This window comes from Pantoea sp. M_10, assembly GCF_008631515.1.
GTDB lineage: Bacteria > Pseudomonadota > Gammaproteobacteria > Enterobacterales > Enterobacteriaceae > Pantoea > Pantoea anthophila.
This window is the reverse complement of the sequence record NZ_VWUL01000001.1, coordinates 1,257,752-1,282,719: the sequence shown is the minus strand read 5'-3', so window position 1 is coordinate 1,282,719 and position 24,968 is coordinate 1,257,752. Positions and strand designations below refer to the sequence as shown.

Annotated in this window: 22 protein-coding genes; 11 read left to right on the top strand and 11 right to left on the bottom strand. The window is 54.6% G+C overall.

Features of this window, described 5'->3' with window-relative positions; translation table 11 throughout:
- Positions 1-348: 348 nt before the first annotated feature.
- The 8 genes from F3I47_RS06215 to F3I47_RS06180 all read right to left on the bottom strand — a co-directional run bounded on the left by F3I47_RS06215 (position 349) and on the right by F3I47_RS06180 (position 9,181).
- Positions 349-1,713: an MFS transporter gene (locus tag F3I47_RS06215; protein ID WP_009091724.1), complete on the bottom strand. Its 1,365-nt coding sequence runs from the start codon at positions 1,711-1,713 to the stop codon at positions 349-351.
- Positions 1,714-1,845: 132 nt separating this feature from the next.
- Entirely contained in the window at positions 1,846-2,733 is an 888-nt protein-coding gene (gene cyoE, locus F3I47_RS06210) for a heme o synthase (protein WP_009091722.1), read from the bottom strand.
- A gap of 13 nt (positions 2,734-2,746) precedes the next feature.
- Positions 2,747-3,076 (bottom strand): cytochrome o ubiquinol oxidase subunit IV, encoded by a 330-nt coding sequence (locus F3I47_RS06205; protein WP_008924889.1) that lies wholly within the window; start codon positions 3,074-3,076, stop codon positions 2,747-2,749.
- Positions 3,076-3,693 (bottom strand): cytochrome o ubiquinol oxidase subunit III, encoded by a 618-nt coding sequence (locus tag F3I47_RS06200; protein ID WP_009091720.1) that lies wholly within the window; start codon positions 3,691-3,693, stop codon positions 3,076-3,078. Before F3I47_RS06200 ends, F3I47_RS06205 begins: the two co-directional genes overlap by 1 nt.
- On the bottom strand, positions 3,693-5,675 hold the full coding sequence (gene cyoB, locus F3I47_RS06195; protein ID WP_009091717.1) for a cytochrome o ubiquinol oxidase subunit I: 1,983 nt from the start codon (positions 5,673-5,675) through the stop codon (positions 3,693-3,695). The genes F3I47_RS06200 and cyoB overlap by 1 nt, the downstream gene beginning before the upstream one ends.
- A gap of 4 nt (positions 5,676-5,679) precedes the next feature.
- On the bottom strand, positions 5,680-6,606 hold the full coding sequence (gene cyoA / locus F3I47_RS06190; protein ID WP_046101354.1) for a cytochrome o ubiquinol oxidase subunit II: 927 nt from the start codon (positions 6,604-6,606) through the stop codon (positions 5,680-5,682).
- 444 nt (positions 6,607-7,050) lie between these two features.
- Positions 7,051-8,541, bottom strand: a complete 1,491-nt coding sequence (gene ampG, locus F3I47_RS06185; RefSeq protein WP_150029362.1) for a muropeptide MFS transporter AmpG — start codon at positions 8,539-8,541, stop codon at positions 7,051-7,053.
- Between the two features lie 61 nt (positions 8,542-8,602).
- A complete protein-coding gene (locus F3I47_RS06180; RefSeq protein WP_009091711.1) occupies positions 8,603-9,181 on the bottom strand; it encodes a lipoprotein in 579 nt (192 codons plus the stop codon).
- A gap of 286 nt (positions 9,182-9,467) precedes the next feature.
- Here F3I47_RS06180 and bolA point away from each other — a divergent pair, with 286 nt between their 5' ends.
- The 9 genes from bolA (at position 9,468) to F3I47_RS06135 (ending at position 19,880) form a co-directional block, all read left to right on the top strand.
- Positions 9,468-9,782, top strand: a complete 315-nt coding sequence (bolA, locus tag F3I47_RS06175; RefSeq protein WP_008924895.1) for a transcriptional regulator BolA — start codon at positions 9,468-9,470, stop codon at positions 9,780-9,782.
- Between the two features lie 293 nt (positions 9,783-10,075).
- Positions 10,076-11,380 (top strand): trigger factor, encoded by a 1,305-nt coding sequence (tig, locus tag F3I47_RS06170; protein ID WP_009091709.1) that lies wholly within the window; start codon positions 10,076-10,078, stop codon positions 11,378-11,380.
- A 335-nt stretch (positions 11,381-11,715) separates the two neighbouring features.
- Complete coding sequence (clpP, locus tag F3I47_RS06165) at positions 11,716-12,339, top strand: ATP-dependent Clp endopeptidase proteolytic subunit ClpP (RefSeq protein WP_009091707.1); 624 nt, start codon at positions 11,716-11,718, stop codon at positions 12,337-12,339.
- Positions 12,340-12,473: 134 nt separating this feature from the next.
- Positions 12,474-13,745, top strand: coding sequence for an ATP-dependent protease ATP-binding subunit ClpX (clpX, locus tag F3I47_RS06160; RefSeq protein ID WP_009091705.1), 1,272 nt, complete (start codon positions 12,474-12,476; stop codon positions 13,743-13,745).
- Between the two features lie 186 nt (positions 13,746-13,931).
- The gene (gene lon, locus F3I47_RS06155) at positions 13,932-16,286 is read left to right on the top strand and encodes an endopeptidase La (RefSeq protein WP_046101355.1); all 2,355 of its coding nucleotides are present in this window, start codon (positions 13,932-13,934) and stop codon (positions 16,284-16,286) included.
- 215 nt (positions 16,287-16,501) lie between these two features.
- Entirely contained in the window at positions 16,502-16,774 is a 273-nt protein-coding gene (gene hupB, locus F3I47_RS06150) for a nucleoid-associated protein HU-beta (RefSeq protein ID WP_009091701.1), read from the top strand.
- Between the two features lie 247 nt (positions 16,775-17,021).
- A complete protein-coding gene (ppiD, locus tag F3I47_RS06145; RefSeq protein ID WP_150029363.1) occupies positions 17,022-18,887 on the top strand; it encodes a peptidylprolyl isomerase in 1,866 nt (621 codons plus the stop codon).
- A gap of 143 nt (positions 18,888-19,030) precedes the next feature.
- The gene (locus tag F3I47_RS06140; RefSeq protein ID WP_033736593.1) at positions 19,031-19,384 is read left to right on the top strand and encodes a helix-hairpin-helix domain-containing protein; all 354 of its coding nucleotides are present in this window, start codon (positions 19,031-19,033) and stop codon (positions 19,382-19,384) included.
- Between the two features lie 97 nt (positions 19,385-19,481).
- Positions 19,482-19,880 carry a thioesterase family protein gene (locus F3I47_RS06135; RefSeq protein WP_009091695.1) on the top strand — a complete coding sequence of 133 codons (399 nt, stop codon included), beginning with the start codon at positions 19,482-19,484 and terminating at the stop codon, positions 19,878-19,880.
- 47 nt (positions 19,881-19,927) lie between these two features.
- Here the strand turns inward: F3I47_RS06135 and queC are convergent, their stop codons facing one another.
- Together queC and F3I47_RS06125 are read right to left on the bottom strand one after the other, a co-directional pair.
- On the bottom strand, positions 19,928-20,623 hold the full coding sequence (gene queC, locus F3I47_RS06130; RefSeq protein ID WP_009091692.1) for a 7-cyano-7-deazaguanine synthase QueC: 696 nt from the start codon (positions 20,621-20,623) through the stop codon (positions 19,928-19,930).
- 41 nt (positions 20,624-20,664) lie between these two features.
- On the bottom strand, positions 20,665-22,383 hold the full coding sequence (locus F3I47_RS06125; RefSeq protein WP_150029472.1) for an SgrR family transcriptional regulator: 1,719 nt from the start codon (positions 22,381-22,383) through the stop codon (positions 20,665-20,667).
- A 93-nt stretch (positions 22,384-22,476) separates the two neighbouring features.
- Here F3I47_RS06125 and cof point away from each other — a divergent pair, with 93 nt between their 5' ends.
- Positions 22,477-23,298, top strand: coding sequence for an HMP-PP phosphatase (gene cof, locus F3I47_RS06120; protein ID WP_058956364.1), 822 nt, complete (start codon positions 22,477-22,479; stop codon positions 23,296-23,298).
- Between the two features lie 34 nt (positions 23,299-23,332).
- On the opposite strand, the gene F3I47_RS06115 is transcribed toward cof, so the two are convergent.
- Positions 23,333-24,367: a PLP-dependent cysteine synthase family protein gene (locus tag F3I47_RS06115; RefSeq protein ID WP_150029364.1), complete on the bottom strand. Its 1,035-nt coding sequence runs from the start codon at positions 24,365-24,367 to the stop codon at positions 23,333-23,335.
- 116 nt (positions 24,368-24,483) lie between these two features.
- Between F3I47_RS06115 and F3I47_RS06110 the strand changes: the two genes are divergently transcribed.
- Positions 24,484-24,954, top strand: coding sequence for an Lrp/AsnC family transcriptional regulator (locus F3I47_RS06110; RefSeq protein ID WP_046101361.1), 471 nt, complete (start codon positions 24,484-24,486; stop codon positions 24,952-24,954).
- Positions 24,955-24,968: the final 14 nt, after the last annotated feature.

The following is a 24,968-nucleotide window of genomic DNA, read 5'->3' as shown; positions in this document are numbered from 1 at the left end:
TGAAGGCAGTTATGAAAAACCCGGCTCAGGCCGGGTTTTTTGTTATCTGGCAGGAGCAGCGCTGCATCGATCCAAATTTGTGAGCCGTCTGAATGAAGGCGTTGTTTGTGACGTTAGTGGCATTGTGCGCTGGCTTGCATCTCTTTGAACAAGTAAAGCGTCTGGAGCGGGGTGTGAGCTGTAGGGCGTCTGTGCGATCGCGCGCTTGCTCAGGGAGCCTGTGCCTTACGCAAAGACGCAACAGCGCCATCCATGGCGGGGTCAGCGCGGGCGATTACGCACCTCATCCCTGAGCCAGCTCGATCCTGAAGCGAAACGAGCGGAAGTCGTCGCGAAAATTTTCTTAAACTAGCAACTCCCCAGCAGCGCTTCCAGCTCTGGCCGACTGGTGACCTTGCTGTCAATTTTGATATAGGCACTTTTCTCTTCCGGCACGATAAACACGGAGTTCACCCCTTTCTGCGCTTTCAGGCGCTGCTCCAGATTCGGCAAAGCCAGTGCCGCGTCACTCAGCACAATGCGCAGGCTGCTCACATAAGGGGGTTCCTGCATCGTCATACTGACAAACAGCCAGGCCGCAGCCACCATTGCGCCGACCATGAACACGGTTTGTGCATCGAAATGACCAAACACCCAGCCGCCCATGCTGCCGCCAACGGCTACGCCAAGGAACTGGCTGGTGGAGTAAATACCCATCGCCGTTCCTTTGTAACCGGCAGGCGACTCTTTACTGATCAGCGAAGGGAGAATGGCTTCCATCAGATTGAAAGCGAAGAAGAAGAGCTGAACCCCAACGACCAGCGTCCAGAAATGGCCTTCCGCACCCCACAGTACGATCTCAGCAATAACGATCATTCCGACGCAGCCCACAAAGACGCGCTTCATGCGACGCTTCACTTCGGCATAAATGATGAACGGCACCACGCCCGCAAAGGCGATCAGCATGGTCGAGAGATAGACTTTCCAGTGTTCCGGGGCCGGGAAACCCGCCTGCTCAAACTGCCCCGGCAAGGCGACAAAGCTCGACATCAGCAGGATATGCAGACAGAAAATACCGATATTCAGCTTCACCAGACGTGGATTCGCCAGCACCTTGCGAAAGCTGCCTTTGACCATGCCCGATTCACGGTTCAGCACATGATGCGGGGTGGATGGCACCACCAGCAGCGTGATGACGATACCCAGCGAGGCCAGGATCGCAATCATCCAGAACAGCGCCTGCAGCCCTAACGCGTGCGTAACGACCGGACCGACGACCATCGCAATCGCGAAGGTGACACCAAAACTGATGCCGATAAAGGCCATCGCTTTGGTGCGGTTCTGCTCTCGCGTCAAATCGGAGAGCAGCGCCATCACGGCAGCGGCAATTGCGCCGGAGCCCTGCAGCGCACGGCCCAGAATAATGCCCCAGATAGAGTCCGTGCAGGCAGCAATAACGCTACCCAGAACAAACAGCAGCAGTCCGCCCACGATCAACGGCTTTCGCCCGATGCGATCGGAAAGCAGACCAAAAGGAATCTGAAAAATCGCCTGGGCCAGGCCATAGATACCAATCGCCAGGCCGATCAGCGTTTCACTCGCGCCCTGTAATGCCATGCCATAAGTGGTCAGTACCGGCAGGACCATAAACATTCCCAGCATGCGCAGGGAAAAGACCGTACCGAGGCCCCATGTGGCGCGCAGCTCCACCGGAGTCATTTTATTATCGTTCATTCCAACCTCTGTTAATGTGCTGCATTTATTCTAGGGGGCGGGGCAGGGCGGGTAAAACAATAGTTTTTAAGCAGTCGTAACAAAAAGAAAGGGCGCGAAAATCGCGCCCTTTTCATGCTATTACGGTGTCCGTTACCAGACGTAAGTCAGCAGGTCCTTCGAGGCCGGAGCCATCGAATCTACTGACATCATCACGCTTAGCGCGGTAATCGTCACGATAGAGAAGACAAACAGTTTACGCGCCCAGACACGATCGTCAGCGGTTTTATAACCGGATAACGCCATGCCCAGCCACCAGACGCTGACCGCAGCGGCCACCACCAGATATTTGTAGCCGGCATAGCCACCCAGCGTCAGCATCAGCGTGGCAATCATAAACGCCAGGATATAGAGCGTAATATGATTTTTTGCTACGGAGATCCCTTTCACCACCGGCAATACCGGGATGTTCGCCGCCTGGTAATCTTTAAAGCGGAAGATGGCAATCGCGTACGAATGCGGCATCTGCCACAGGCTGAAGATCGCCAGCAGGATTAAGGCACCGGCATCAAACTCATTGGATACCGCACAGTAGCCGATAACCGGCGGTGCAGCACCCGACAGACTGCCAATCAGCGTACCGTAAACGGAATGACGCTTCATGTAGAGACTGTAGATGCCCACGTAAACCACGAAGCCCATCACCGCCAGCCACATGGCCAGCGGATTTGCACCGAAGTAGAGCAACGCAAAGCCAGCAATACCCAGCACAGTGGCATAAACCAGGCTTACTTTCGCGGAGATAAGGCCTTTTACCAGCACCCGATTCCTGGTTCTCTCCATCTTGATGTCGATGTCGCGGTCGATCACGTTGTTGAAAACACAACCCGATGCAACCACCAGTGACACGCCCACCAGGGTGATGAGAAACAGGGCGTAATCCGTGTTGCCTTTAGAGGCCAGCAGGAATCCGCCGATCACAGAAATTAAATTCCCGAAAATAATTCCTGGTTTTGTAACTTGCAGGTATTGCTTAAACATTACGCGTGACTCTTTAGTGAGGCATCATGTTGTAGTTGAGGTTCCACATGATCCACAGTGAGCCTACTACGACAATCAGGATGATGATGGCCGAGAAAACAATGGCTACCATGTTCCAGCCACCCTCAGATTTGCTGTCTAAGTGCAGGAAGTAAACCAGGTGAACCAGCACCTGGATAACCGCACAGACCAGAACAACACCGAGGATAGTACCGTGAGATGCACTGCCATCCATGACCATCCAGAACGGGATCGCCGTCAGGATGATAGAGAGGATGAAGCCGATCATGTAGGACTTCACGCTACCGTGTGAAGCGCCATGTTCGTTAACAGAATGACTCATTACATGGCTCCCATCAGGTAAACAACGGTGAAGACGCAAATCCAGACCACGTCCAGGAAGTGCCAGAACAGGCTCAGACACATGATACGGGTGCGGTTAGTCGCGTTCAGGCCACGTTTAGAAATCTGGAACATCAGCACCAGCATCCAGATCAGACCCGAGGTCACGTGCAGACCGTGGGTACCGACCAGCGTAAAGAAGCCAGACAGGAAGCCACTGCGATCCGGACCAAAGCCTTCCGCAATCAGGTGATGGAATTCATAGATTTCCATGCCGATGAAGCCCAGACCAAACAGGAAGGTCAGCGCCAGCCAGCCGATAACGGCACCTTTTTGCTCCTTGTTCATGGAGATAACAGCCATGCCGTACGTGATGGAGCTCAGCAGCAGCAGGGCGGTTTCTACCAGAACAAACGGCAGCTCAAAGATATCTTTACCTGCCGGGCCACCGGCAGTGTTGTTGACCATGACGGCATAGGTCGCAAACAGGGTTGCGAAGATAATGCAGTCACTCATCAGGTAGATCCAGAAGCCAAAGACTTTATTGGCTCCTGCATCGTGATGCCCATGCTCCGCATGGGCGTCGTGGTGATGTTTAATCAGAGTTTCAGTTGACATTATTTCAGACCTGCTTTGCTGATTTCGTCAAAGTGCTGGTTTTCAATCTTCTGAACTTCAGCAACCGGAACGTAGTAATCCACGTCTTCGTCGAAGCTCTTCACGATCCAGGTAACGATCATGCCGAGGAATGAAAGACCTGCCAGCCACCAGATATGCCAGATCAGCGCGAAGCCCATTACCGTCGCGAACGCACAGATAACCAGTGCAGCACCGCTGTTTTTCGGCATATGAATCTCTTCATACGACTCCGGCTGCTTGTACGCTTCGCCTTTCTCTTTCATTTCCCAGAAAGCGTCACGCTCATGCACATGCGGGATCACAGCAAAGTTATAGAACGGTGGTGGTGAAGAGGTTGCCCACTCCAGCGTACGACCGCCCCACGGGTCACCGGTCAGATCACGGTTCTGGTCGCGGTCACGGACCGAAACGTAGAACATGGTCAGCTGACACAGGATACCCATTGCAATCAGACCTGCACCGACCGCAGCGACCACCAGCAGAGGGTGGAACTGTGGATCGATATCCTGGCTCAGACGACGGGTCATACCCATGAAGCCCAGTGCGTACAGCGGCATAAAGGCAACGAAGAAGCCGATGATCCAGAACCAGAAGGCGCGTTTGCCCCAGGTTTCGTTCAGGGTAAAGCCAAAGGCTTTCGGGAACCAGTAGGTCACGCCCGCCATACAACCGAAGACAACACCACCGATGATAACGTTATGGAAGTGTGCAATCAGGAACAGGCTGTTGTGCAGAATGAAGTCAGCACCCGGAACGGCCAGCAGTACGCCGGTCATACCCCCTACAGAGAAGGTTACCAGGAAGCCAACGGTCCACAGCATCGCAGAGTGCATCTGGATGCGACCCTGGTACATGGTGAACAGCCAGTTAAAGATTTTAACCCCGGTCGGAATCGCGATGATCATCGTCATGATACCGAAGAAGGCGTTGACGTTCGCACCCGCACCCATGGTGAAGAAGTGGTGGAGCCAGACGATGAACGACAGTACGGTGATCGCGATGGTCGCCCACACCAGTGAGGTGTAGCCAAACAGACGTTTTTTGGAGAAGGTCGCGGTAATTTCTGCGAACACACCAAAGACCGGCAGAACCAGAATATACACTTCCGGATGACCCCAGACCCAGATCAGGTTGACGTACATCATCATGTTCCCGCCCATTTCATTGGTAAAGAAATGGAAGCCGAGATAACGATCAAGGGTCAACAGCGCCAGGGTCACGGTCAGAACCGGGAACGCAGCGATGATCAGGACGTTGGTGCAGAGCGCAGTCCAGGTAAAGACAGGCATTTTGAACAGGCTCATGCCCGGTGCACGCATCTTCAGGATGGTCACGAAGAAGTTAATACCGGTTAAGGTCGTACCGATACCGGAGAGCTGAAGACTCCAGATCCAGTAGTCGACCCCGACGCCGGGACTGTACTCCGCGCCGGAAAGCGGCGGATAAGCCAGCCAGCCGGTCTGCGCGAACTCGCCCACACCCAGCGACAGGTTAACCAGGATCACACCGACCGCAGTAAACCAGAAGCTCAGGTTGTTCAGGAACGGGAACGCAACGTCACGTGCACCAATCTGCAGCGGAACGGCGATGTTCATCAGGCCAACCACGAAAGGCATCGCCACGAAGAAGATCATAATGACGCCGTGCGCCGTAAAGATCTGGTCGTAGTGATGCGGTGGCAGAATGCCCGCTTCACCGGCCGACGCCATCACCTGTTGGGTACGCATCATGATGGCATCAGCAAAACCACGCAGCAGCATGACAAATGCCATGATGACGTACATGATACCCAGTTTTTTATGGTCGACAGACGTTAGCCATTCAGACCACAGATATTGCCATTTACCAAAATAGGTGATGGCGGCAATCAGTGCCAGACCACCTAAAATGATACCGGCGACCGTGACCATGATAATCGGCTCATGGTACGGCACTGCATCCAGTGTTAATTTTCCGAACATCGTATTATTCCTCGGCTCCCGCGGAAGCGGCGTGACTCATGTCCATACCTTCATGTTCAGGCATGTCCATCTTCCCGTGGCTGGTCATGAACTTAGCGATAACTTGCTTGAACAGTTCAGGATTCGCTGAAGAGAAATATTCCACCGGGTGGTTTTCGCTTGGTACAGCAACTTTCTCGAAATCTTCCATGGTGGTCAGCGTGTTAGGTGCTGCTTTAACTTTTGCTACCCACTGCTGGAATTCCGCATCGTCTTTGGTTGCAATGGCTTTGAACTTCATGCCAGAGAAACCGCGACCACTGAAGTTCGCAGAGATACCGTCGAAAGTCCCTGGCTCATTCGCAATCAGATGCAGCTTGGTCTGCATACCGGCCATCGCATAAATCTGGCTGCCGAGCGTTGGAATGAAGAAAGAGTTCATGACGGAGTTAGACGTGATTTTGAAGTTCACTGGTGTGTTTGCCGGGAAGGCAATCTGGTTCACGGTTGCAATACCCTGTTCCGGGTAAATGAACAGCCATTTCCAGTCCAGTGCAACCACATCGATCTCAACCGGTTTTACATCAGATTGCAGCGGTTTGCTGGGCTCCAGTGCATGGGTCGATTTCCAGGTCAGCACGCTGAGGAAGAGAATGATCAGGATCGGAATGGTCCAGACCACGGCTTCCACTTTGTTAGAGTGTGACCAGTTAGGGCTGTACTTCGCATTCGTGTTGGATGCCCGATATTTCCAGGCAAACACCACGGCCATCAGGACTGCGGGGATAACGACGATCAACATCAGGCCAAAGGCAGTCAGTATCAGCGAACGTTGCTCCAGTGCAATCTGTCCTTTGGGATTTAACAATGCACTATCGCAGCCACTCATTAATAAAGTGCCTGCAATTAATGACAAAATCCCCAAACTTTTATTGTATTTACTGAGTCTCATTTAACGACCTCAATGACAAAGGGCTCTATTGTCGTTTAAGTGTGCGCGCATTTTACGGGAAGGTTTATGCAGTGTAAACCAGCTTAAGGATGTGTCAGATGCGTGTTGACACCTTTTGCTAAGGGTGTCACAGATGTTGCGTCAGGTGACAAATAGTTAACGCAGACAAGCAGTTGGCACCAATATAACAAAAACCAATGGAAGTAACCGCAAAAAAATCAGGGAAAGGAATAACCCTTACTTTTAACGCCCAAATATTTAACAAGTCTGCATCATTTATGTGATGAAATTTAACTAAAGTAATTGCTCACCGGTTTTTAGTATTTCCGCTCCCCCTCCTCAGGCCATATTCTTATTTTCAAAAAATAACAGGCGATGATAAATGACGGCGGCCTGGTCCGTTGACAAAAAAATAAGCCGCAGCCGTTAACCCATCGATTTCACTTAAGCATCTGACGCGGGCAGGGCAGGCGCTCGTTTCAGTGCCCGGTAGTCGAGCAGCAGACCCGACAATACGGCCAGCAACGCGAGTACCATGCCAGTACCAAACAGGGGTGACAGCAGGGCAGCCAGCACAGTGAGCCCCAGCGCATCCAGCGCCAGCGCCACCAGCCAGAGTCCCAGCACGCCACAGCCTGCTGCAAACAGACGATTCGTCCAGCGATAGCCAAGAGGATAGTAGCTTCGTGTCAGGAATTTGCCACTCTGCTCGACCTGATTTAGCGTCTGACGGCAAAATGCCAGCAGCAACAGACCCGGCACGCCCGCCACGACGGTGAAGGCATAAAAGGCTGGCCAGCCCCAGAGTTCAACCAGCCAGCCCGCAGCCGGACCGACGTAAACCCGGCCCACCGCAGAAAGCGCTGACAGCAGGGCAAACTGGGTCGCGGAGAACGATTTGTTGCAGAGGGTCATCAACAGCGCCACAAAGGCGGCGGTGCCCATGCCGCCACAGAGGTTTTCCACAAAAACCGCGCTGGCCATGCTCCACAGCTGTTTATCCGTCACCGCCAGCAGCCAGTAACCGAAGTTTGAGACAGCCTGCAGCAGGCCGAAAATCATCAGTGCCCGGAACAGACTCAGGCGCTGCATGACGACACCCCCATAGAGCGCACCAATGATGGTCGCCAGCAGGCCCAGCGTCTTGTTAACCAGACCGACATCGCCAGCATTAAAGCCGACGCCGCGAATCAGAAAGGTGGTGGTCAGTGAGGCGGCAAAAGCATCGCCCAGCTTGTAGAGAATAATCAGGGTAATCAGCAGCCAGGCGTTATTGCGCTGAAAGAAATCTTTCAGCGGGTCGACAACAGCCTGACGCAGAGAGTGGGGCGTGGAAGTATGGGTGTCCGGCTCGCTCGCCATCAGCGTGGCGATAATGCCAGGCACCATCATCAGCGCCATCAGCCAGTAGGTCGCCTGCCAGCCGAGATAGCGGTCAGCCAGCCACAGCGCCAGCCCGCCTGAAATCAGCATCGCCAGCCGGTAACCCAGCACGGTAATCGCCGCGCCGCTGCCGCGCTCTTCAGGCGGCAGAATATCGGTTTTCCAGGCGTCAAATACAATGTCCTGTGAGGCGGAGCAGAAGGCAATCAGCACCGCCAGAGCCGCCATCAGGCTCAGATCCCGGCTGGGTTGCAGAAACCCCATCGCCGTAATGCCCCCGACCAGCGCCAGCTGGCTGAGCAGCAACCAGCCGCGACGCCGGCCCAGAAATGGCGGCGTGTAGCGGTCCATCATCGGCGACCAGAGAAACTTAAAGACATAGGCCTGGCCGACCAGCGAAAAGAAACCGATGGTTTTCAGATCGACATTGTCCACCGTCATCCACGCCTGCAACGTGCCGGATGTCAGGGCCAGCGGCAGGCCGGAGGCGAAACCGAGCAGCAGCAGTACGGCGGCATTTTTCTGGCTGAAGAGGCGAAGATAGTGGTTCATGCGGATCCTGCCGGTAACAAACACGATGCCCGGCATCATGCCGGGCAGAGGAGAGGCGAAATTAACGCGCGTTCTGTTTGATGAAGTCGTTGACGCTGGTGTCCTGTGCCATGTCTGCGATGACATCGCTCATGGTGGCGTTGACCGCGTTAGTAATCTTCTGGTTCGTTGCGCTGAACGCGCCTTCTACGCTGTAAGTCTGGCGGTAGTTTTTAACCTGTTTGCTGCCGTTTTTGGCGGTAGCAATGATAGAGATGTCCGCTTTGGTGGTAATGCTGTAGCGCACGTTGCCCTGGGTAACGTCAGCATAAAGGTTGTTCACCACGATCTGCAGATCGACCGCGCCATTCGGTCCCACCATATAGCCACGTGCCGTCATCTGTTTCTCCAGCACTTCCTGCAGCAGAAAACGCAGATCGCGCGATGGGGTCAGGGTCACCAGCTGACCGTCACGGTTCACTTTTGCCAGCGCCTGATCCTGACGCTGATCGGCTCCGTTGATGCTGACGGTGACCGCCATCAGGCCCGGATCGCGCTGTGGCAGCTCAATCTTAGGCTGAATGGTAAGGGTATTATTGCTGGTTGCACAGCCGGCTAAAATGAACGCAGCCAACAGGGGGAATAACAGTTTTTTCAACATACTTTTTCTCGTTGGTGTCAGGGGGTTGGTTTGCAAAAATGGCGTTCATCATAGCATTGCCCGGCAGTGAAAAAAGCCCTGCGCCAGGGGAAATTGTCTCTGAAGATGTTTTGCGCGGGGTCACTGGCGGGTCTGTTTGCTGTTCGTTTCAGCTGCGTTATGATGCGCGCCGGAAGCTGGCCGACGCCTGAGCGAATATTTCGTGTCGGCTGACGGGTAAGCGCAGTAAAAGCGACTAAGATTGAATGAGATGGGGCACCGCGCTCGCCATTGAGGAGTAATAGCCATGATCCGCGAACAAATAGAAGAAAAGCTGCGTGTGGCATTTCAGCCAGCTCATCTGGAAGTGCATGACGAAAGTTACCGGCATAATGTGCCTGCCGGTTCCGAAAGTCACTTCAAAGTGGTTATTGTCAGCGACTGCTTTGCAGGCCAGCGCTTTCTGGCGCGTCACCGTCTGATTTATGGCGAACTGGCGGCAGAACTCGCCGGCAGCGTCCATGCCTTAGCCCTGCACACCTACACACTGAAAGAGTGGGAAGGATTGCAGGATACCGTGCTGGCTTCGCCGAACTGTCGTGGGGCCGGAACCCTCGCCTGATCTCCCTTCTCTGAAACGGCCTGCGGGCCGTTTTTTCGTTTATTTAGCGAAAAACGCGATCCCTGGCTCAAAAAAGCAGCAAAGCTGCTGAAAAGTGGTGAGTTACCATCCTCGACTCATTCCAGCGATGCCGCTATAATGCTGCGTCTATTTTTCCGGAATGTCTTCGGGACGCTTCTGGTAACAGGGATCAGGTTCTCTTCACGGAAGCCGTCCCGGTTGTTGGATACGGCGCATTTCACGATGTGTGGTGTCTGAAGTTGACCGAGCACGTGATTTTTTGAGGTAACAAGATGCAAGTTTCTGTAGAAACCACTCAGGGCCTGGGCCGTCGCATTACGATTACTGTCGCTGCTGACAGCATCGAAAGCGCAGTAAAAAAAGAACTGGTTGACGTTGCCAGGAAAGTTCGCATCGATGGTTTCCGTAAAGGCAAAGTGCCGATGAACATCGTCGCACAGCGTTACGGCGCTTCTGTCCGCCAGGACGTGCTGGGCGAGCTGATGACGCGCAACTTCGTTGACGCCATCATCAAAGAAAAAATCAACCCGGCTGGCGCACCTAACTACGTGCCAGGCGAGTACAAAGAAGGTCAGGATTTCACCTACGCGGTTGAGTTCGAAGTCTATCCGGAAGTTGAGCTGAAAGGCCTGGAAAACATCGAAGTCGAAAAACCTCTGGTTGAAGTTACCGATGCTGACGTTGACACCATGCTGGATACTCTGCGCAAGCAGCAGGCTAACTGGATTGAAAGCGACGCAGCGGCCGGTGCAGAAGATCGCGCGACCCTCGACTTCAACGGTTCCGTTGACGGCGAAGAGTTCGAAGGCGGCAAAGCCTCTGATTTCGTTCTGGCCATGGGCCAGGGCCGCATGATCCCAGGCTTTGAAGAAGGCATCGTGGGTCATAAAGCGGGCGAGACGTTCACCATTGACGTGAAATTCCCGGACGACTACCACGCAGAAACCCTGAAAGGGAAAGACGCGAAGTTCGAGATCGTGCTGAAGAAAGTTGAAACGCGCGAGCTGCCAGAACTGACTGAAGAGTTCATCAAACGTTTCGGCGTTGAAGATGGTTCTGTTGCCGGTCTGCGCACTGAAGTCCGTAAGAACATGGATCGTGAGCTGAAAGGCGCTATCCGTAACCGCATCAAATCTCAGGCGATCGACGGTCTGGTTGCGGCTAACGAAATCGACGTTCCTGCTGCGCTGGTTGATAGCGAAATCGACGTTCTGCGTCGTCAGGCTGCACAGCGTTTTGGTGGCAACGAGCAGCAGGCGCTGGAACTGCCTCGCGAACTGTTCGAAGAGCAGGCGAAACGCCGTGTTGTTGTCGGCCTGCTGCTGGGCGAAGTGATTCGTACCCATGAGCTGAAAGCGGATGAAGCACGCGTTAACACCATGATCGAAGAGATGGCTTCTGCGTATGAAGATCCGCAGGAAGTGATTGAGTTCTACAGCAAGAATAACGAGCTGATGAACAACATGCGCAACGTTGCGCTGGAAGAGCAGGCGGTTGAAGCGGTCCTGGCGAAAGCGAAAGTGACCGAGAAAGAGACCAACTTCCAGGATCTGATGAACCAGACCGCTCAGGCCTGATCAGACCTTTAACGGTATGTGCTAAGCCCGTGACTGAAAAGTCGCGGGCTTTTTTGTTTTGACGCGCAGCACGCGATTCTTCCCCTCTATTTGCTTAATTAACCAGCAAATTATTCACGCATCGCTTTTTCCGGGTTAGCGAACAGGGAAAAGATTGTTATGCTTGAAACAGGCGTGCACTATCCCCAGATATAGGGAGTATGCAGGAAGAAGAGTGAGGCTGGCTGATTAACCGTCCTGAAGGTGTCGGAAAGAGACGCGGCGTGGAGTTTCCCGCGCGTCTTTCGTAGAATCGGTACAGAATGTTGCCAATGAAATTTATCCAGGAGACGGTAATGTCATACAGTGGCGATCGTGAATATACTGCACCGCACAATGCGCTGGTGCCAATGGTTGTTGAACAGACTTCGCGTGGTGAGCGTTCTTACGACATTTACTCCCGTCTGCTGAAAGAGCGTGTGATCTTCCTGACCGGCCAGGTCGAAGACCATATGGCGAATCTGATCGTCGCGCAGATGCTGTTTCTGGAAGCGGAAAACCCGGAAAAAGATATCTATCTCTACATTAACTCACCGGGCGGCGTGATCACGGCTGGCATGTCGATTTACGACACCATGAAGTTCATCAAGCCGGACGTCAGCACCATCTGTATGGGCCAGGCCTGTTCCATGGGCGCTTTCCTGCTGACCGCGGGGACCAAAGGTAAACGTTTCTGCCTGCCAAACTCACGCGTCATGATCCACCAGCCGCTGGGCGGCTATCAGGGCCAGGCGTCAGACATTGAAATCCATGCGCGCGAGATCCTGAAGGTGAAACAGCGTATGAATGAGCTGATGGCTGAGCACACCGGTAAATCGCTGGAAGAAATTGAGCGCGACACCGAGCGTGACCGTTTCCTCTCTGCCAGTGAAGCGGTAGAGTATGGCTTAGTCGATTCAATTCTGACGCATCGCCAATAAGACCCGACTTACCCTTGTCCCTGGTCTATAGTTAACAGGACAACGGTACTATTACGGGTTGAATGAATTTCGGCCGTCACTGCACGGCCTGCGCCGTACGCAGGTACGGCCTGAGAACAGGAAGAGGTTAACTGATGACAGATAAGCGCAAAGACGGTTCAGGAAAGTTGCTGTACTGCTCTTTTTGCGGCAAAAGCCAGCATGAAGTGCGAAAGCTGATTGCCGGGCCGTCAGTGTATATCTGCGATGAGTGTGTTGACCTGTGCAACGACATCATTCGCGAAGAGATCAAAGAAGTTGCCCCGCATCGTGAACGCAGTGCGTTGCCAACCCCACATGAAATTCGCCATCACCTTGATGATTATGTCATCGGTCAGGAGAGAGCGAAGAAAGTGCTGGCGGTTGCGGTTTACAACCACTACAAACGTCTGCGCAATGGCGATACCAGCAACGGTATTGAGCTGGGCAAAAGTAACATTCTGCTGATTGGTCCGACCGGTAGTGGTAAAACGCTGCTGGCTGAGACGCTGGCGCGCCTGCTGGATGTGCCGTTTACCATGGCTGACGCCACCACGCTGACTGAAGCGGGTTATGTGGGGGAAGATGTCGAAAACATCATCCAGAAGCTGCTGCAGAAGTGTGACTATGACGTGCAGAAAGCGCAGCGCGGCATCGTCTACATCGATGAAATCGATAAAATTTCACGTAAGTCTGATAACCCGTCGATTACCCGTGACGTGTCAGGCGAAGGTGTTCAGCAGGCGCTGCTGAAGCTGATTGAAGGTACTGTGGCTGCGGTTCCACCGCAGGGCGGACGTAAGCATCCTCAGCAGGAATTTTTGCAGGTTGATACCTCTAAAATTCTCTTTATCTGTGGCGGCGCATTCGCCGGTCTGGACAAAGTGATCTCGCAGCGTGTTGAAACCGGATCCGGTATCGGCTTCGGCGCAACCGTGAAAGGGAAATCGCAGAAAGCCAGCGAAGGCGAACTGCTTTCACAGTGTGAACCTGAAGATTTAATCAAATTTGGTCTGATCCCTGAGTTCATCGGTCGTCTGCCTGTTGTGGCGACCCTGAGCGAGCTGAGTGAAGAAGCCCTGATTCAGATTCTGCGTGAGCCGAAGAATGCCCTGACCAAACAGTACCAGGCGCTGTTCAACCTGGAAGGCGTTGAGCTGGAGTTCCGTGACGAGGCGTTAACCGCTATTGCGAAAAAAGCGATGTCACGTAAAACCGGTGCACGTGGTCTGCGTTCGATCGTTGAAGGTGCGTTACTGGAAACGATGTATGACCTGCCTTCTATGGATGACGTCGAAAAAGTAGTGATTGATGAGTCAGTTATTGACGGTCAGTCTGAACCGATGCTGATTTACGGTAAGCACGAAGCGCAGGCATCTGGCGAATAATTAAACAGATCGTCCACATTGTTATCTTAAAAAAGGGGAAAATGTTTCCCCTTTTGCTTTTCTCGCCTCTGTGACGTTGAATGTCAGACAATCATCCCCATATACTCAGATACCTGTGGGTTTAACTGCATACCTGCCTGATGCGGTTCCCATCACCTGGCGGACATTAAACAAAGAGAGAGCTCTATGAATCCTGAGCGTTCTGAACGCATTGAAATCCCCGTGTTGCCGCTGCGCGACGTGGTGGTTTATCCGCACATGGTAATTCCGTTGTTTGTTGGCCGGGAAAAATCAATTCGGTGCCTTGAAGCCGCAATGGATCATGATAAAAAAATCATGCTGGTCGCACAGAAAGAGGCTTCAACGGATGAACCTGGCATTAACGATCTCTTTTCAGTAGGGACCGTGGCATCAGTGTTGCAAATGCTGAAACTGCCGGATGGCACCGTCAAAGTTCTGGTCGAAGGTTTACAGCGCGCCCATATCACGACGCTGGCCGATAACGGTGACCATTTTGTGGCACAAGCTGAATACCTGGTTTCGCCGGAAATTGAAGAGCGCGAGCAGGAAGTACTGGTGCGCACGGCGATCAACCAGTTTGAAGGCTACATCAAACTGAATAAAAAGATCCCACCTGAGGTCCTGACCTCACTGAACAATATTGACGATGCGGCGCGCCTTGCCGACACCGTTGCTGCACATATGCCACTGAAACTGGCAGACAAACAGTCTGTGCTGGAGATGTCCGACGTTAACGAACGTCTGGAATATCTGATGGCGATGATGGAATCTGAAATCGATCTGCTGCAGGTTGAGAAGCGTATTCGCAACCGTGTTAAGAAGCAGATGGAGAAGAGCCAGCGCGAGTACTATCTGAATGAGCAGATGAAGGCGATTCAGAAAGAACTGGGCGAGATGGATGACGCGCCGGACGAATATGAAGCGTTAAAACGCAAAATCGACGCGGCAAAAATGCCGGAAGAGGCGCGTGAGAAAGCCGAAGCTGAGCTGCAGAAGCTGAAAATGATGTCTCCGATGTCGGCGGAAGCGACCGTGGTGCGTGGCTACATCGACTGGATGGTGCAGGTTCCGTGGAACGCGCGCAGCAAAGTGAAGAAAGATCTGCGTAAAGCGCAGGAGACACTGGATACCGATCACTACGGCCTGGAGCGCGTGAAGGATCGTATTCTCGAGTATCTTGCGGTTCAGAGTCGCGTTAGCAAAATCAAAGGGCCGATTCTCTGCCTGGTCGGACCGCCAGGGGTAGGTAAAACGTCCCTCGGTCAGTCGATCGCCAAAGCGACCGGACGTAAATATGTGCGTATGGCACTGGGTGGCGTGCGTGACGAAGCGGAAATCCGTGGTCACCGTCGTACTTACATCGGCTCAATGCCAGGTAAACTCATTCAGAAAATGGCAAAAGTCGGGGTGAAAAACCCGCTGTTCCTGCTGGATGAAATCGACAAGATGTCCTCGGACATGCGTGGCGATCCGGCGTCGGCGCTGCTGGAAGTCCTCGATCCGGAACAGAACATTGCGTTCAACGATCACTACCTGGAAGTCGACTATGACCTCTCCGATGTAATGTTCGTGGCCACGTCAAACTCCATGAATATTCCGGCTCCGTTGCTTGACCGTATGGAAGTCATTCGTCTGTCGGGTTACACCGAAGATGAAAAACTGAACATCGCTAAGCAGCATCTGCTGCCGAAGCAGATTGAGCGTAACGCCCTGAAAGCCAGTGAGATTACGGTTGAAGACAGCGCCATCATTGGCATCATTCGCTACTACACCCGCGAAGCCGGGGTGCGTAGCCTTGAGCGTGAGCTGTCGAAATTGTGCCGTAAAGCGGTGAAGTCACTGCTGATGGACAAGACGAAAAAGCACATCACCATCGATGGCGAGAACCTCAAGGATTTCCTGGGCGTTCAGCGCTTCGACTATGGCCGTGCTGACAGCGAAAACCGTGTCGGTCAGGTGACCGGACTGGCTTGGACCGAAGTGGGCGGCGATCTGCTGACCATCGAAACCGCCTGTGTGCCAGGTAAAGGCAAGCTGACTTATACGGGGTCGCTGGGTGAAGTGATGCAGGAGTCGATTCAGGCTGCGCTGACCGTGGTGCGTGCCCGTGCCGAGAAGCTGGGCATCAATGGTGACTTCTACGAAAAACGTGATATTCACGTTCACGTTCCGGAAGGCGCGACGCCAAAAGATGGCCCAAGTGCCGGTATCGCGATGTGCACCGCGCTGGTCTCCTGTCTGACCGGTAACCCGGTGCGCGCCGATGTGGCGATGACCGGTGAGATCACCCTGCGTGGTCAGGTGCTGCCGATTGGCGGCCTGAAAGAGAAACTGCTGGCTGCACACCGTGGTGGCATCAAAACCGTACTGATCCCGGACGACAACAAGCGTGATCTGGAAGATATTCCTCAGAACGTGATTGCCGATCTGGCGATTCATCCGGTGAAACGCATTGAAGAAGTGCTGAATCTGGCACTGGAAAATGCGCCATACGGTATGCAGGTCGCAACAGCAAAATAGTGATTAGCGGCATAAACCGTTAAAAAGCGAAGCTGGCAAGGCAATTGACGCTTGCCAGCTTTTTTTTGTGCCGCTAATTTAGGGGGCTGCCGGCATGACGTTCTCAGAGAAATTCCGTTGTTTCGGCTCCACAGGCTTGATATAACTTGCTGCGCGTTCGTACCCGGCGGGAAGCCGGGGTACGATGTGAAATAATAAAAGAGGGGATGAAGAGAGTGAATAAGTCACAATTGATCGACAAAATTGCTGCTGATGCTGACATTTCTAAAGCGGCAGCGGGACGTGTTTTAGATGCATTTATGGGCTCTGTTTCTGATGCGCTGAAAGACGGTGATGAAGTGGCTCTGGTCGGTTTCGGTACTTTCTCTGTACGTGACCGTGCTGCGCGTACTGGCCGTAACCCGCAAACCGGTAAAGAGATCACGATCCCGGCCGGTAAAGTGCCAGGTTTCCGTGCCGGTAAAGCCTTGAAAGACGCAGTCAATTAAGAATAACGAACAGATTCATTGACGCATTTTCTTCAGTGGATGAGAGGACGATGAACGCGTTCTCATGTAACATACGGGCACATCAATGAGATGTGCCTTTTTTGTTTTAATCGGTGAAAATCGGGCCTTTAGATGGACCTGGACCGGATTGAGACTGCCAGCTAAGCCAGCAGTTGCGTGAGTCGCCAGCCAGAGGCGAAGGGCGACCGGGCTTTACATTCACACTACAGCGGAGTGTTGCCATACCATGATGGACAATTTACGCGCGGCGTCGAACCATGTCGTGCTCAAGATTATTTTGGGGCTGATTATCCTCTCCTTTGTGCTGACGGGCGTTGGCAACTATCTGATTGGCGGCAATAACGACTATGCGGCCAAAGTAAACGGTCAGGAGATTAGCCGCGCGCAGCTGGAGCAGGCGTTCAACAGCGAACGCAGCCGTCAGCAGCAGATGCTGGGTGACCAGTTCTCGCAGCTGGCCAGCAACGACGGTTACATGCAGCAGATGCGTCAGCAGGCGCTGTCTCAGTTAATCGACCGGGCGCTGCTTGACAGCTATATCAAAGATCTCCACCTCAGCATCAGTGACGATCAGGTCAAACAGGCTATCTTCAACCAGCAGGCTTTTCAGACCAACGGTAAATTCGATAATGCGAAATACCTCAATCTGATCGGCAGCATGGGTTTCAGTGCTGACCAGTATGCTGAAGCGCTGCGTAAACAGCTCTCCAATCAACAGCTGATCAATGCCGTTGCCAATACCGACTTCACGCTGAAAGGCGAAGCGAGCCGGCTGGTGGACCTGGTGTCCCAGCAGCGTGATATCCGTCAGGCGACGCTGGATGTGAACGCGCTGGCGGCGAAACAGACCGTCACCGATGACGAAATCAGCCAGTATTATCAGCAGCATAAAAGCAGCTTTATGGCACCAGAGCAGTTCCGCGTCAGCTATATCCTGATGGATGCCGCCAGCATGCAGCAGGATGCCAGCGAGGCGGATATTCAGGCCTGGTACGATCAGCATAAAGCGGACTACACGCAGCCACAGCGTACCCGCTACAGCGTAATCCAGACCAAAACGGAAGCGGATGCTAATGCCGTTCTGGCTCAGCTGAAAGCGGGCGCCTCTTTCGCGGACGTGGCAAAAGCCAAATCCATTGACCCTATCTCCGCGCGTAAGGGCGGCGACATGGGCTGGCTGGAACCGTCAACCACACCGGATGAGCTGAAAAATGCGGGCCTGACAGAGAAAGGCCAGATGTCGGGTGTGATCAAGTCGTCAGTGGGCTTCCTGGTCGTGCGTCTTGACGATATCCAGGCAGAGCAGGTTAAGCCGCTGGCTGACGTTCACAGCGCGATTGCCGCGAAAGTGAAGCAGGAGAAGGGCGTTGATGCCTTCTACAAACTGCAGCAGAAAGTCAGCGAAGCGGCGAGCAACGATAATGAGTCACTGGCGGGTGCCGAGCAGGCTTCCGGTCTGAAGGCGCAGGAAACCGGCTGGTTCAGTCAGGATTCACTGCCAGACGCGCTTAATTTTGATCCGGTGAAGCAGGCTATCTTCAACGGTGGCCTGGTGGGACAGAACGGTGCGCCGGGTAATAACTCCGATATCATCAGCGTGGATGGCGACCGCGCCTTTGTGCTGCGTATCAGCGATCACAAACCGGAAGCGGTAAAACCGCTGGATCAGGTTAAGGCGCAGATCACCGACACGCTGAAGCATGATAAAGCGACGCAGCAGGCGAAAGCCCAGGCGGACAAACTGCTGGATGCGCTTAAAGCCGGTAAGCAGGATGCGCTGACCGCAGCAGGCCTGACGCTGAGCGCCAGTAAAACGGTCGATCGCAACGTGCAGGATCCGGTGGCACAGGCTGCCTTTAATCTGCCTCAGCCTGCAGATAACAAACCATCATGGGGCGTGAGCGAAGATATGCAGGGCAACGTGGTGCTGGTGGCCGTGGATAAGGTGAAAACCGGCACCATGCCACAGGCGCAGATTGATGAAATGGTCAAAGGTGTCACGCAGAACAATGCCCAGCTGACCTTTGAAGCGTTACTGCAAAATCTGCGCAAAGAGGCAAAAATCAAGTACGGCGCAGCCGCACAAATGTAGTAAGTCTCGCAGAAACCGCGAAACCACTGTAATAACCCAAGGCCGCATTCGCGGCCTTTTCCATTTCTGAAATCCCGCTTTTGTGCCTTGTGCACCGTCGTGACACGCTGTCGCTGCTGTTTACACACAAGGAGAAACACAGCATGGCTAAACATGAAGTCGTTGCCCTCTATCTCTCACTCGCGCTGGGCGGCGCGTTCTGCCACAGCAGCGTTGCTGCGGCCCCCGATCCTGCCAGCACGTCCATCAGCCAGAACGCATTGCCTGCGCCGGAAAAAGCGATCAGCGACGTTGCTCAGCCGGGTCAGGTCAGCATCAACGATGCGACGGCGGAACAGCTCTCTGCCGTGATGAACGGCGTGGGTCTGAAAAAGGCCCAGGCCATTGTCAGCTATCGCGAACAGTACGGACCGTTCAGCGCGATCCAGCAACTCAGCGAAGTGCCGGGGATCGGGAATGCGCTGATAGAACGTAATGCAGGCCGGCTGAAATTGTGAGGCAACACGCATCTGTGATGCATAACCCGCGCTGAACCGGCGGCTCTGCTAAAGTGAACAGGTCCAACCAGTTCACTCAAAGCAGGAGAGCATGACCATGCAGACCACCATAAAAGTGCGCGGCTACCATCTGGATGTCTATCAGCACGTCAACAATGCGCGTTATCTTGAATTTCTTGAGGAGGCGCGCTGGCAATGGCTGGAAGAGGCTGAAGCATTCCACTGGCTGCAGGAGCAGAAACTGGCGTTTGTGGTGGTCAATATTAACATCAACTACCGTCGCCCGGCCGTACTGGGCGACGTACTCACCATCGACAGTGAGATTACGCAGTTAAATGGCAGGAGTGGCGTCATCGCACAGCGGGTGCTGCTGGCAGGCCAGGAGACAGTGGTTGCGGATGCTGCGCTGACCTTCGTCTGCATCGATTTGCGCACCCAGAAGGCGGTCACCCTGGAAGGGGCGTTGCGGGAGCGACTGATGCGTCTGATGGCATGAGAGAAAAAAGGCGGCAAACCCGATCGCTGCCGCCATCGCTGTCGGCCTCAGTTAAGGCCGCTCTTTGCTTTCATTGCGGCCATCACGCCCGCACGATCGCTGAGATAACCCTGTAAGCCGTTGGCCCGTAAATGACAGGCTGCACACTCACCGCAGCCGTCACCTTTCACGCCGTTATAGCAGGTCAGCGTCTCTTCGCGAATCAGCGGCAGTTGCTGCCAGTAGTCCGCCAGCGCCCAGGTTTCCGCCTTATTGAGCCACATCAGCGGCGTCTCGAAGCGGAGAGTGCGCGCCATGCCCAGCGTGACCGCCTGGTTCATGGCTTTAACAAACTCATCGCGGCAATCGGGATAGCCGGAAAAATCGGTTTCGCAGACGCCCGTGATCACCGCTTCGGCCTCTACCTGATAGGCATAAACCGAGGCCAGCGTCAGAAAGAGAATATTGCGACCCGGGACAAAAGTACTCGGTAATCCGGTGGCGTCAGGATTGTAGGCGGGTACCGGAATGCTATCGCGCGTCAGGCTGCTGACGGCGAGTTCGTTCAGCATGGTGACATCCAGCACTTTATGTGCGCGCGCACCCAGCCTGATAGCCAGTTCCCGGGCCACCTCAATCTCTTCCCGATGGCGTTGTCCGTAATCGAAGGTGACGCAGTGCACCTCATCATAAAGTGCTAAAGCCTGAACCAGGCAGGTTGTGGAATCTTGTCCACCGCTGAAAACAACAACAGCGCGTTTCATGGCATTTCCCTGATAAGTAATTTTGCGCTTATGGTAATGCCTCATTCCGCCGCTGAACAGCTGCACGGCGGATCAATCGGCGGCGGAATCCATGCGCGGCTGAAATCGAACCAGCCCAGCGTATTGAGTTCAATCCCTTCGACGCCGGGCGGCGCGTAGATTTGGTAGCGATAGTTGAACAGCGGCAGCAGAATGCCGTCCGCCATCAGCTGATGATAAAGCTGATGCAGCGCGCGGGAGCGGGCCTGACCGTCAGTAATCTGCTGGATAGCCAGCAGCTGTCTCTGTACCGCTTTGCCCTGCGGGGTCGCTGACAGAGGCCGCCACAGCGGATCCAGTGCCAGCCAGGTCGCCAGTGTAAACACCGGGGCATCGCCAATCAGTCGATCGCCCATCACCAGGTCGGCCTCATCAAGCTGATGAATGGTTTGCCAGCTTTTGACCGGATGAAAAATCACCCGGAGGTGACAGCCGTGCTGCCTGAGTAATTCACATAACGCCTGCGCCATCTGATGCAGCTCAACCGGCAGCTGATAGTGGAGTGTCAGCGTGGCGGGCAAGGGGCCAGGCACCGCCTCGATCGGCGGCACCGGCCAGCCAGGCAACAGCTCGTTGCTGGGCGTAATTAAGCCTTCATCAAGAGGCAGCCGGCTGACGATGCCGCTTTGCTGGATCAGATGGAAAACGCTGCGCGCCTGTTCGGCAGTAAATCCGTCACGCGGGCGGCAGAGAAGATAGCAGAAACCGAGACTGATGCTGTTGCTGACCGGTTGCAGCGTCTTAAGCTCGGCGGCATCGCCGATGGCGATCTGCACCGGATGACGACAGCTGCTGCCCAGGCGGGGGTCGAACAGTTGTGGCGTAATCCAGTACTCCACCGCCTGCAATAGCGGACGCTGCAGGTGCCACTGCGCATGACTCTCCATCCTGACCAGTTCAGGGCTGAAGTGACGCAGTTTCCACGGACCGCTGCCGATGGCGGGATGATCGGGATGGGGCAGCAGGCACAGCAGATGCGCCAGCCGGTGCGGTAGCCAGAAATCAGGTTGCCGCAGCACAAAACGCAGGGCCAGCGGATGCGGCGCCTCCACGCTCTCCACATCGGCCAGCAGCAGTGCGACGCGCGGTTCCTGCAACAGCTGACGAAACTGTGACACCAGTTGCTCCGCCTGAACCGGCTCGTCGTTGTGCCACCTCAGCTGAGGCCGTAACCAGAATAGCCAGTGACATCCCGTTTCATCGTGCTGCCAGTGATGAGCCAGATCGCCGACCGGTGCATCCTGCTCAAAGCGGGTCAGGCCGGAGTAGATCTGGCGCACCAGATGCTGTTCAGCCCGACCGGTAATCTGATGCGGCGCGGTGCTCTCCATCGGGCGATAGTAGGGGATGCGCAGCACCGGCGTATCGTTCTGCCACTGTCCCCCCATCATCGGCCGCAGCAGAGTCATCAGCCGCTCCGGCGGCAGATCCAGCAGCTGCAAGGCGTCTGCGGCCGCGCCGGTATCGAGCTGCCGTTGCAGCAGCTGCTGACGCAACGCTTCAGGCGTGCGCAGAAAAGTGACCTGACCCTGTTTACCCCGGCCCGCTTCACCCCGCCAGCTGAGCCAGCCCGCCTGCTGCCAGTGTGACAGCAGCGTGCGCAGATGACGCTCGCTGCAGATGCAGTGACGGGCCATCTCCGCCACGCAGGTCTGCTGAGGCGCCCCCTGACTCTGCTGCCACAGCCGCTGAAACTGATGAATACGGTGAAGTTCGCGCATCATAAACCCGGAACAATTTTTTAAAAGTATTCACTATTAGTTCCGTAATTAACAGGCAATAGTGGGACTCATCTTTTCAGCAGGAGGAGAGTCATGATGCGTTTAGCCGCGTTCGATATGGATGGCACATTGCTGTTGCCGGATCACCAGCTGGGACAGCAGACACTGGAGAGTCTTCAGGCGTTACATTCACGGGGTCTTCATCTCGCGCTGGCGACGGGCCGCCACCTGCTGGAGATGCAGATTCTGCGGGAAAAAATGATTCTGCCCGCCTGGCTTATCACGGGGAATGGCACCCGCATACATGACCGGCAGGGTACGCGGCTATTTGGATGCGATCTGCCTTCTGCCGTCGCCGAAGAGGTGATCCATCGTCACTGGGAGACGACTGCCACGATGCACATCTTTAACGATCAGGGCTGGTTTACCGACCGGCCGCAGCCTGAACTGCTTGTGGCGCATCAGATGAGCGGATTTGGCTATCAGCTGTGCGACCTTAAAACGCTGCCCGCGCATCAGGTAACAAAAATCTGCTTCATCGATCGGCATCAGCACCTGTGTCAGCTTAAAACGCAGCTGGATGCCGTGCTGGGCGATCAGGTCAACATCTGTTTCTCTGCGGAGGATTGTCTGGAAGTGTTGCCCGCAAACTGCAACAAGGGCAGCGCGCTGGCGCTGCTGTGTGACCACCTCTCCCTGACCATGGCGGAGTGTATGGCGTTCGGGGATGCGATGAACGATCGCGAGATGCTGGCTCAGGCCGGGCAGGGTTTCATCATGGGCAATGCGATGGCGCAGTTAAAGAGGGCGCTTCCGCATCTGCCGGTGTTAGGGCATTGCGGGACACAGGCGGTGTCCCATTATTTAAATCACTGGCTGGCGACACCCCACCTCGCGTATTCCCCCGAATGCTGAGGATTGCCGTGAACCGGACTGGAAGTCCGGTTTTTTACGCCAGCTCGCGCTGCCACGGCGTGATATCACCGATATGTTTTGCCACCCATTCCGGCTGATAGTAGCTGTCGGGATAGCGTTCGCCACTGTCACATAACAGCGTGACCAGCGCGCCCGACTGATTTGCCGCCCGTAAGCGTTTCGCCACCTGCATCATGCCCCAGAAGTTGGTGCCGGTAGAGGCACCCGGCTTGCGTCCCAGAATCTTTTCCAGTTTCAGCATCGCGGCCAGCGTTGCGCCGTCCGGCACTTTGATCATTTCGTCGATCACATCGGGCATAAATGACGGCTCGACCCGCGGACGGCCAATCCCCTCGATCAGGCTGCCACGGGTGCTGGTCAGGGTGGCATCACGCTGCTGCCAGTAATCGAAAAACACCGAGTGCTGGGGATCGACCACCAGCAGTTTCGTTTCGAGTCCCTGATAGCGGATGTAGCGCCCCAGCGTGGCGGAGGTGCCGCCGGTGCCTGCACTCATAATCACCGTATGAGGGATCGGGTAGGGTTCATGCTGCATCTGACGGAAAATGCTCTCCGCGATGTTGTTATTGCCGCGCCAGTCGGTTGCACGCTCAGCATAGGTAAACTGATCCATAAAGTGGCCGTTCAGTTCACGCGCCAGCCGCTCAGATTCCGCGTAGAGCTGGCAGGAATCCTCGACAAAATGACACCGCCCGCCATAAAAGGCGATCTGCTCAATTTTCCGTTTTGCCGTACTGGCTGGCATCACCGCAATGAAGGGCAGTCCCAGCAGCCGTGCGAAGTAGGCCTCAGAAACAGCCGTGCTGCCTGACGAGGCTTCAATAATCGGCGTATCCTGTTTAATCCAGCCGTTAGAGAGGCCATAAAGAAACAGGGAGCGCGCCAGGCGATGCTTCAGGCTGCCGCTGGGATGGGTACTCTCATCTTTCAGGTAGAACCAGATGCCGGGAAAATCCGCCAGATCGAAACGGATCAGATGCGTCTCGGCCGATCGCTGAAAATCGGCGTTAATTTCGTTGATAGCGTGGCGAATCCAGCAGGTCTGCATCTCAGTCATCCGGTTATAAACAGTCCGGCTATTTTATGGCACGTGCAGGAAAAAGAGATTGCAAAATTACCGCTAAAATCGCGTTAATGGAGAAAATGATTCTCCCGGAGACGCGAATGTTAGACAAAACTGACCTTAAGCTGCTTGCGCTGCTGCAGCAGGACTGCACGCTGTCGCTGCAGGCGCTGGCAGATGCCGTCAATCTCACGACCACGCCCTGCTGGAAGCGACTGAAAAAACTGGAAGATGATGGCATTATTCGCGCGCGGGTGGCGTTACTGGACGGTGACAAAATCGGCCTGTCACTGACGGCGTTTATGTTTGTTAAAACCCAGCAGCACAGCCGTGACTGGTATCAGACCTTTGTCTCGGTGGTCAATAGCATGCCGGAGGTGATGGCCTTTTACCGTATGGCAGGCGAGTATGACTACCTGCTGCGCATTCAGGTGGCCGACATGAAAAGCTATGATGCTTTCTATAAGCGATTAGTCAACGGCGTGCCCGGCCTGATCGATGTGACCTCCAGCTTCGCCATGGAAGAGATTAAATACACCACGGCTTTACCCGTTGCCCCTCTGGGGGCCTGAGATTGAGAACAGCG